Origin of the sequence: Cellvibrio mixtus subsp. mixtus J3-8 (genome assembly GCF_000766945.1) — a bacterium.
Classification (GTDB): Bacteria; Pseudomonadota; Gammaproteobacteria; order Pseudomonadales; family Cellvibrionaceae; genus Cellvibrio; species Cellvibrio mixtus_A.
Window position 1 is genome coordinate 620 of sequence record NZ_KN266223.1, and the last position, 3623, is coordinate 4242.

Consider the following 3623-nt stretch of genomic DNA (forward strand, 5'->3'; position numbering starts at 1 on the left):
TCCATCAGGCGCCGGTGTAGTGCCGAAAGTATCCGGTGTTGATATCGGCGATGCCTGGTCAAACGCAACCCAAGCCAAAGCAGCCAAGCCACTTGGCAATGGATTGCATGAATATGAATTTGTCATTACCGGTGTGCATGAAGCGCGGGTGCGAACAAAGCTGGAATTAAACGGCCATGCCAGTGCGCGCCCGAAAGTCTCCAATTTGCGTGTCATTGTGACGGAGTAATGTATGACTGACTTTACCCCTAACTATGAAATCCCTCTGCCAAGTGCAGAGGGTGATTTAGAAGATGATGTTTTGGTTTTGCGGCAATCGTTTACTGTTGTCGATGCGCAGTTAAAAACTAACAGCAACGCAATTGCACAGAAGCTCGGCAGAACAGCCACCGCCAAAAACAGTGAAAAACTTGGTGATAAATTACCAGAAGAATTTGCCACTAGCGCACAGGGTGCAAAGGCCGATTCCGCAGTACAGCCCGATTCACTCATTTTAAAAAAGATTAGAACCTTAGCCCTTGCAGGTATAGCAACATGACTATTTTAATCGCCCCAATCAATAACGAAATTCAAGCACGGTGCAATGCATTAAATAATGACAGCACCCTTGATGATGTTCGCGACCTTGCCATTGCCGCCAAAATTGTTGAACTCGCAGGTGGTTCGCTGAACAAGATTGTGTTGTCAGAACAAATACAACGCATGATTAATCTTTCAGGTGCAGGAAGTGAAATAGAAAATTTAATTGCACTGGCATCTGCATTAATAAAAGCACCTGAAGCAATTGATCCGCTGCCGATTGGCATTCTTGCGCCATTTGTTGAACAGGATATACATTTTACTGATTCAAATTTTCGTGAGTGGTTAAAAACCGGATACATTTCAACTGACGTAGCAAGCTATCCAGATGCCTTGCGCTCATACATACCCGGTAACACCAGTGTCGCAAATGCTATTCCAAATTCTTCTGCCGTTTTGTATCACTCGGCTTCTAATCTTTGGCTATGCGCGTCAAGCACGGCTGCCTATTCATCACCTGATCACATAACCTGGACAAACAGGGGCAATTTCAACATTACGAAAATGATTGAACTACCCACCGGCAAAGTTATCGGCGTGTCCGGTTCATCCACCTACCATCACACCGATGATGGTATTAACTGGTTAGCCAAGACCGGGCAAAATGCTGGTTTCTCAAAAATTGTTCCAACCATTAATGGGTACTGGTACGGATGCAACAGCACCCAGACAGGCTGGGCAAAAGATGCAGGGACGATCACTGTAGTGCCCGTCGCATCGGGCACAGCATGGCAGGATATTGCTTACTCTCCTGAATTGAACCGCTTGGTTATGGTCGGCACAAATCTCTGTCAAACCAATGATGCGGCGTTCGCAGGTTCTTGGACTACACGCACTATTCCCGCTGGTGTTTACGCTTCAGTTGTCTGGTTCCCGGAAGCAAAAATGTTTATTGCGGTTGCCACTTCAGGAGCCTGGTCAACATCACCAGATGGAATCAACTGGATAGCACGTGAAATGTTTGGTGTCGCTGTTACAGATCTCTTTTACGACAAGTTTACCCGCACTGTATTTGGATCGGGTGCGGCAGGGACATTTGTTTATACCCGAGACGGTCACACATGGGTTTCAGTCGGTGCGGGCACTGCGTCGGGAAAAATGACGAGTAAATTTGGTGAGGGCATTTTAATTGGTGGCTCTGGTCGTTTCTCACCGTACACACCAGTGGTCGGCGTGGAAACTGCAAGCCGTTTATCTTCATCCGCACCGCACTATGTGAGGATTAAATAATGCATAAGTTTATACAAGCAGCACAAATTTATCCTTCGCAAGTATCAACACCAGTGGTGCCTGAACTCACCGCATTTCAGGCACACATGGTGCTATCACGTAATGGACTCCTGCCCCTTATCGAGAGCTTTATGGAAGACCCAGCCACACCGGAAAAAGTAAAAATTGGTTGGCGAAAATTAACCACGTATCGCCGGGACAACCCATTGATTTTATTTGTCGCTGAAGAAATGGGAATTACTGAACCTGAATTGGATCAGCTTTTTGCTGACGGTGCATTAATCTCACCCGACAAGCTATAACACTCATTTTTCCGAGAGCATTTACTAATGATCAGCATCAAAGTTCAAACAATCGGACACCGTTGGGCACTACTGGAAAATGTTGAATGGTCGCCGGTAGTGGTTCCTATCGGTTATATAACTGATTTTGATTCAGTGCCACGTATCCCAGTGGTTTACACTATCCTTAAAAACCGTACACGCTTTGGAGCGGTAATACATGATTATTTGTATAGCATCGGGCATAATCGAAAAGATGCTGATAAAATTTTCCTTGCCGCAATGGAAGCCGAAGGTGTTCGCCGTCGCTATCGCTTACCAATATATTGGGCAGTGAGAATTTTCGGCAAGCGTTACCACCATTCAAAAAAATAAATTCAATTTATTGCGTGCTGTAATACCAATCATTACAGCGCGCATTTAATTTTTCTCGCCCGCGTTATCATTATGATTGCCCTGATACTGTCAACTATCAGGAGGCATCATGCCCGATCAATATCACCATGGTGTCCGAGTCCTTGAAATTAACGAAGGCACTCGCACCATTCGCACTCCCGCCACCGCTGTTATTGGATTAGTTGCTACCGCACCCGATGCAGTGGCCGACAAATTCCCTTTAAACACACCTGTGTTAATTACCGATATTTATGCTGCCATCGGTAATGCAGGGCTCACCGGCACATTAAAACGCGCGCTCACCGCAATTGCGGCCAATGCACAGCCACCAGTGATTGTCGTCCGTGTTGAAGCTGTAGACCCGGAAGATGATCCAGAAGGCACCGAGGCTAATATCATCGGAAGTGTTATGGCTGACGGCAAAAAAACCGGATTAAAAGCGTTGCTGAATTCAGAACAAATGTTCGGCTTAAAGCCACGCATTTTAGGTGTACCGGAATTGGATACGGAAAACGTCGCTGCCGAATTAATTTCGATTGCACAAAAATTGCGAGCATTCACCTACATCAGCGGGTACGAATGCGACACAAAAGAAGCTGCCGTGCTTTACCGCAATAAATTTGGTGCTCGCGAAGCAATGGTTATTTGGCCTAACTTCACTGCGTTTGATGTTGATGCCACTGAAACTATCGAAGTTCCTGCTGTGGCCTATGCACTCGGCTTGCGCGCCAAACTGGATCAAACCGTAGGCTGGCATAAAACGCTTTCCAACATTCCAGTAAACAGCGTCAACGGGATCAGCAAGCCAGTCTTCTTTGATTTGCAAGACCCCAACACCGATGCAGGTTATTTGAATGCTGCCCAAGTCACCACGTTAATCAATCGCGATGGTTTCCGTTTCTGGGGTAGCCGCACCTGCTCCGAAGATTCCCTCTTCGCATTTGAAAACTACACACGCACTGCGCAAATCCTCGCAGATGCGATTGCCGAGGGACACTTCTGGGCAGTGGATAAACCCATGCATCCATCACTGGTGCGCGACATTATCGAAGGCATTAATGCGAAGTTCCGCGAGTTAAAAAATCTTGGGTTAATCATCGACGGTGTTGCTTGGTTCGATGAGGACATCAACACCAA

Annotated in this window: 6 protein-coding genes; all 6 read left to right on the forward strand. The window is 46.5% G+C overall.

The window, feature by feature from the left end:
* Positions 1–229 (forward strand): hypothetical protein (locus A596_RS21760; protein ID WP_200883000.1); only part of this gene is annotated, 229 nt, incomplete at its 5' end.
* Positions 230–232: 3 nt separating this feature from the next.
* Complete coding sequence (locus A596_RS21765) at positions 233–538, forward strand: hypothetical protein (RefSeq protein WP_039918888.1); 306 nt, start codon at positions 233–235, stop codon at positions 536–538.
* Positions 535–1809, forward strand: a complete 1275-nt coding sequence (locus A596_RS21770) for a hypothetical protein (protein WP_039918890.1) — start codon at positions 535–537, stop codon at positions 1807–1809. The genes A596_RS21765 and A596_RS21770 overlap by 4 nt, the downstream gene beginning before the upstream one ends.
* Positions 1809–2111 (forward strand): hypothetical protein, encoded by a 303-nt coding sequence (locus A596_RS21775; RefSeq protein ID WP_039918891.1) that lies wholly within the window; start codon positions 1809–1811, stop codon positions 2109–2111. The genes A596_RS21770 and A596_RS21775 overlap by 1 nt, the downstream gene beginning before the upstream one ends.
* Positions 2112–2138: 27 nt before the next feature.
* Entirely contained in the window at positions 2139–2465 is a 327-nt protein-coding gene (locus A596_RS21780) for a DUF1353 domain-containing protein (RefSeq protein WP_039918892.1), read from the forward strand.
* A 109-nt stretch (positions 2466–2574) separates the two neighbouring features.
* Positions 2575–3623: phage tail sheath protein (locus A596_RS21785; protein ID WP_039918893.1), on the forward strand; the 1049-nt coding region annotated here is incomplete at its 3' end.